The organism is Kineococcus siccus (assembly GCF_009906795.1).
GTDB lineage: Bacteria > Actinomycetota > Actinomycetes > Actinomycetales > Kineococcaceae > Kineococcus > Kineococcus siccus.
The window spans coordinates 1-5,317 of record NZ_JAAALN010000257.1 but is presented as its reverse complement, the minus strand read 5'-3'; the positions used below and the strand labels follow the sequence as shown (position 1 = coordinate 5,317).

Genomic DNA, 5,317 nt, shown 5'->3' with positions numbered 1-5,317 from the left:
GGCTGGTCGCGGTCCTGGCGCCGTGGCGAGCAGGGAGCGCCCACTTCTCGGTGCTGGTCGAGCGTCTGCGGTTGGTACTGAACCACCCGTGCGGGGCGCGGGCGTTCCGGACGTGTGAACGCCGTGTTACGCAGGCCGCGGCGCTGTTGCGGACCGGGAAACTCCTGCGGGGGGCCCGGCGCCGCCGACCCGGGCGGGGGCGGCGCGCGCCGCGTTACCTGGGCGCAACGTGGGTGTGGTGTCCTCGGACCCGGCGGTGAACCGGATGGTTCACCGCACCGGAGGACGGCCGCCCCGCGGCCGGAGGAGAGGGAGTCCCGTGCGCAGGATGCACCTGGGCGTGTTCGAGGTCGCCGGCCCGCAGGTCGGCGGCACGCTGAGCTGGTCGCACCCGACGAGCGAGTCGCTGCGCTACCGCGACCCCGACCACTGGGTGGCCGTCGCGCGGTTGCTCGAGGACGCGGGTTTCGACTTCCTGTTCTTCGCCGACGGCTACGGCTACCCCTCCCGCGGGGGCGACCTGCCCGCCGCGGCCGCGCGCGACGGCCTGAACTTCTCCGGCATCGACCCGATGCTGCTCATCTCCGTGCTGGCCCGCGAGACCTCGCGGCTCGGGTTCGTCGTGACGTCCTCCACGGGCGTCGACCACCCGCTCGCCCTGGCCCGCCGCTTCGCGACCCTGGACCACCTCACGGGCGGGCGCATCGGCTGGAACGTCGTCACCGGCGCCTCGCAGGACACGATCGCGCAGCTGTTCGGGCACACGACGATGGTCGCGCACGACACCCGCTACGAGATGGCCGAGGAGTTCCTCGACCTGTGCCTGCAGCTGTGGGAGGGCTGCTGGGAGGACGACGCCCTGCGCGAGGACAAGGCCGCGCGCGTCTACGCCGACCCGGACAAACTGCACCGCGTCGAGCACCGGGGCAGGCACTACTCCACCTCGGGCTACTTCACGGTGCCGCCCTCGCCCCAGCGCACGCCCGTGCTGTTCCAGGCCGGCAGCTCCGCGCGCGGCCGGGAGTTCGCCGCGGGCAACGCCGAGTGCATCTTCCTGCAGGGCACGACCATGCCGCACACCGCCGCGAACGTCGCCGACCTGCGCGCGCGGGCGGCGGCCGCGGGGCGCGACCCGGCGTCGGTGGTGGCCCTGGTCGGCGCCACGGTGACCGTGGCCGCGACGCACGAGGAGGCCCACGCCAAGCGCGCGGAGTTCGAGGCCATGCAGACCGACGAGGTCGCCGCGATCATCTACGCGGGCAACACCGGCATCGACCTGCTGGCCCTGGACCCGGACCGCCCGCTGAGCCAGGTCACCGACGACGCGGGCGCCGACCCGCGGGTCGGCCAGATGGGCCAGAGCAACATCGACCGGTTCCGCCGGGCCGACGGCAGCACGCCCCTGGTGCGCGAGGTGCTCGCGGAACTGCGCGGCCGGGGCACGCGCGGGTTCACCGTCGTGGGCGACCCGGGCGAGGTCGCCGACCAGCTCGAGGAGATCATGGACGTGACGGGCGTCGACGGGTTCCTGCTGGAGGCGATCTTCTCCCCCGCCGACCACCACGCGTTCTGCGAGCTCGTCGTGCCCGAGCTCCAGCGCCGCGGCCGGCTGCTGCGCGAGCAGGACCGTCGCGCGGGGTCGGGCTCCCTGCGCGAGCGCCTCGGCGACGGGACCTCTGCGCGCCTGGCGCCCGACCACCCCGGGGTGCGGCACGTGCCCGTCCCCGCCGGGTGAACCCGGACCGCCGCCTCAGCGGCAGCGAGCGCAGAACGCGTCGAGGGCCTCGGCCTGGACGCGGTGCACGTGGGCGGGGTCGGCGGTCATGATGAGCGTCATCTGCAACCCCCGCCACAGCGCCACCAGCTCGGTCGCCCGCGCCTGCGCCGCAGCCGGTGACAGGCCCTCGCGCCGCAGCCGCGCGGCCGCCGGACGCTGCCAGCCGGCGATGTCGTCGAGGAGCTCGCCGTACCCCTCGCGGGCCCGTGCGGCCTGCCCGAACACCTCGAAGAACAGTCGGCAGAAGTCGAGGTTGGCCGGGTCGGCGATCGCCTCCCAGACGTGCTGCAGCGCGGTGCGCAGCGGTTCGTCGCCCCCGGCGAGGCGGCCCCAGGCGAACTCGAAGGTGGGGAACCGCTCGCGCCCGACGCAGCGCAGGGCCTCCCCCACGAGCGCCTCCTTGCTGCCGAAGTAGTACAACAGCATCCGGTTGTTCGACCCCGTGGCGCGACCCAGCCCCCGCAGCGTCAGCGAGGTCACCCCGTGGTCGAGGACGTGGTCGGCGACGAGGTGCAGCAACCGGTCCCGTTCGTCCACGACGACACCGTACCCACGCCACGACACCACCCCCGCTGACCACCGAGAGTTCGGAGCCGCCGTGCGCACGCTGCTCGACCTGCCCAAGGCCCACCTGCACCTGCACCTCGAGGGCGCGATGCGGCCCGCGACGCTCGCCGACTTCGCCGCCACCGCGGGCGAGACGGCCCCCGCCACGCGCGGTTTCACGTCCTTCGCCGAGTTCGGCGGGATGTACCGCGACGCGGTCGCGTTCCTGCGCACGCCCGAGGCGCTGGCCCGCGTCACGCGCGAGGTCGTGGCCGACGCGGCCGAGTCCGGCGCCGTGTGGATCGAGGCGCAGATGAACCCGATGTTCTACGTGCCCCGCTTCGGCAGCGTCGAGGAGGTCCTGGAACTCGTCCTCGCCGAGGGTCAGGCCGAGGCGGACCGGCTCGGCATCGGCTTCGGGCTCATGGTGTGCGCCCTGCGCGACTCCCCGCCGGAGGCCGCCGAGGAGCTCGCGCGGGTCGCCGTCCGCTACGTGGGCCGTGGCGCCGTCTCCTTCGGGCTGGCCTCCGACGAGTCGCTGTTCCCCCCGGCGCCGTTCGAGCGCGCGTTCGCGATCGCCCGCGAGGGCGGTCTGGTGAGCACCCCGCACGCCGGGGAGCTGCTCGGCGCCGAGAGCGTGCGCGACGCGGTCGACCTGCTGGGCGCCCGGCGCATCCAGCACGGCGTGCGCGCCGTGGAGGACCCGGCGCTCGTCGAGCGCCTCGCGGCCGAGGGCGTCGTCCTGGACGTGTGCCCCACGTCGAACGTCGAGCTCTTCGTCGTACCGGAGATCGGGCAGCACCCGCTGCCCGCCCTGCTCGAGGCGGGCGTGCGGTGCACGATCAACGGCGACGACCCCCTGCTGTTCGGGCCCGGTCTGCTGGAGGAGTACGAGACGGCCCGCACGGTCCTGGGCCTCAGCGACGAGCAGCTCGCGGGCGTGGCCCGCACGTCGATCGAGGCCGCGGCGGCTCCGGCGGAGCTCATCGCCACCCAGGTCGCCGCGGTCGACGCGTGGCTCGCCGCGCCGGTCTGAGCCGACGCCGCCCGTGAGCTACCGGGAGTTCCTGCACCGCGTCCCGAAGGCGGAGCTGCACTGCCACGTCGTGTCGACCATCCGCCCGCAGCGGCTGCTGGACTGGGCGGCTGAGCGCGGCGTGGCGCTGCCGACGCGGGACCTCGCGGCCCTGAGCACCTACCGGGGGCTGGCGGACTTCCTCGCGGTGTTCAACGCCGCGCACGCGGTCTTCCGCACGCCGCAGGACCTGGCGCTCGTCGCGTACGAGGGCGTGGCCGACGCGGTCGCGTCGTCGAACCTGCGCTACCGCGAGCACACCGTGAACCCCGACGCCTTCAGCCCGCAGGGGTTCGCGCTGGCGGACGTGCTCGACGGGCTCACGGCCGGCCTGCGCCGGGCCGAGGAGGAGTTCGGGGTGGGGTTCGGCGTCGTGGTCGCGCTGCAGCGCGGTCGCGACCTGGCCACGGCCGAGGCCCTGCTCGACGGCGTCCTCGCGCTGGGACGCCCCGAGGTCGTGGGGTTCGGCCAGGACGACCTCGCGGCCTCGGGGCTGGAGGCGGCCACCGACTGGGCGCCCGTCTACGCGCGGGCCGCCGCGGCCGGCCTGCGCCGCACGGCGCACGTGGGCGAGATCGCTACGGCGAGCGCCGCGTCCGTGCTGCAGGCGTGGGACGTCCTGGGCCTGGACCGCGTCGACCACGGCTACCACGTGCTCGACGACGAGGAGTGCGTGCGGGGCGCGCTCGAACGCGGCGTGCGCTTCGACGTCACCCCGGTCTCGGCGCACCTGCTGTCGGGGTGGCCGCTGGACGCTGCGCACCCCGTGGCCCGCATGCTGCGCGCGGGCCTGGACGTGAACCTCTCCACCGACGACGAGACGTTCTTCGCGACGTCGCTGGCCACCGAGTACGAGCACGTCGGCCTCGGCATGGGGTTCGGGCCGGACGTGGTGGAGCGCCTGTGCCGGGCCGGTGTCGAGGCGGCCTTCTGCGACGAGTCCACTCGCGAGCACCTGCGGGAGGCTTTCTCCGCGCAGCTGCACGCGCTGCGCGGAGAACTCCTCTGACGACGGCGTTCGCGGTCCGAGCGTCGGGTCCTCGCCGTCGTCCAGCACGGCGTGCGGGCCGTGGAGGACCCGGCGCTGGTGGAGCGGCTCGCGGCGAGGCTGGTTGCGTTGCGCTGCAACCGTTTACGCTTGACCCGACCGTTCGAACGCTTGTACGATAGAGCCATGACCACGGCCCCCAACCCCGCACCCGCGGTGGTTCCCGCCGCGCCGCGGGGCTTCGTGGAACGGCTCAAGCGGGCCGCGGACGTGGCCTCGGCGGACCTGGTGCTGGGGTTGGCGGAGCGGGTGCGGGAACTCAGCCGCTCCGAGCACCCCGACGTCCTCGCGTTGCGGTCCACCGGGGTGACGGTGACCGGTCGGCCGGTGGACCTGGTGCACGCCGCGGTGGACCTGGTCACCCAGGAGTTCGCCGAAGCGGCCGGGGTCGGTCTGGACTCGGCTCTGTCGACGGTCTGGGCGGCCTGGTACGACGCCACCGACCGGGGGCCGGTGTGGCAGTCCGTCGCCGAGGGGCGCATCACGGTAGAGCAGGCCCGGACCATCACCAGCCGCGCGGCCCGCCTGAACCGGCGGGTCGCCACCATCACCGAGGTCCGCGACGACGCCGGGCGGATCATCGACCTGACCGTGGTCGAAGGTGACCCGGTCATCGACCCCGCGCAGCAGCCCGCGGTGCTGGCCGAGTTCTTGGAGCGGGCCGTCGCGTGGGCGTGCGACGGGGTCCTCGTCGAGGCGTTGGCGCGGCGCTGCAACCGGCTCATCACCGACCTCACCCCGGGTTTCGTCGCGGTCACCATCAGCCGACCCGAAGCCACCCGGGAACTCACCGTCGAGGTCTGCGAGGACGACACCTTCGCCCACGTCACCCTCGTGCTGCCCCTTGCTGACGCGATCCGGCTGAAGGCGT

5 protein-coding genes are annotated in these 5,317 nt (G+C 74.3%); 4 read left to right on the top strand and 1 reads right to left on the bottom strand.

Annotated features, from left to right (window positions below; genetic code table 11):
• Positions 1–328 precede the first annotated feature (328 nt).
• Positions 329–1,735 (top strand): NtaA/DmoA family FMN-dependent monooxygenase, encoded by a 1,407-nt coding sequence (locus GTR02_RS19480; protein WP_240896062.1) that lies wholly within the window; start codon positions 329–331, stop codon positions 1,733–1,735.
• Between the two features lie 15 nt (positions 1,736–1,750).
• Here GTR02_RS19480 and GTR02_RS19475 read toward each other — a convergent pair whose 3' ends face one another.
• Positions 1,751–2,314: a TetR/AcrR family transcriptional regulator gene (locus GTR02_RS19475; protein ID WP_166609142.1), complete on the bottom strand. Its 564-nt coding sequence runs from the start codon at positions 2,312–2,314 to the stop codon at positions 1,751–1,753.
• 61 nt (positions 2,315–2,375) lie between these two features.
• On the opposite strand from GTR02_RS19475, the gene add reads away from it, so the two are divergent.
• The 3 genes from add to GTR02_RS19460 form a co-directional block, all read left to right on the top strand.
• Complete coding sequence (gene add / locus GTR02_RS19470; RefSeq protein WP_166609141.1) at positions 2,376–3,359, top strand: adenosine deaminase; 984 nt, start codon at positions 2,376–2,378, stop codon at positions 3,357–3,359.
• A 13-nt stretch (positions 3,360–3,372) separates the two neighbouring features.
• Positions 3,373–4,407, top strand: a complete 1,035-nt coding sequence (locus GTR02_RS19465; protein WP_166609140.1) for a hypothetical protein — start codon at positions 3,373–3,375, stop codon at positions 4,405–4,407.
• 60 nt (positions 4,408–4,467) lie between these two features.
• Positions 4,468–5,317: hypothetical protein (locus tag GTR02_RS19460; RefSeq protein ID WP_166609139.1), on the top strand; the 850-nt coding region annotated here is incomplete at its 3' end.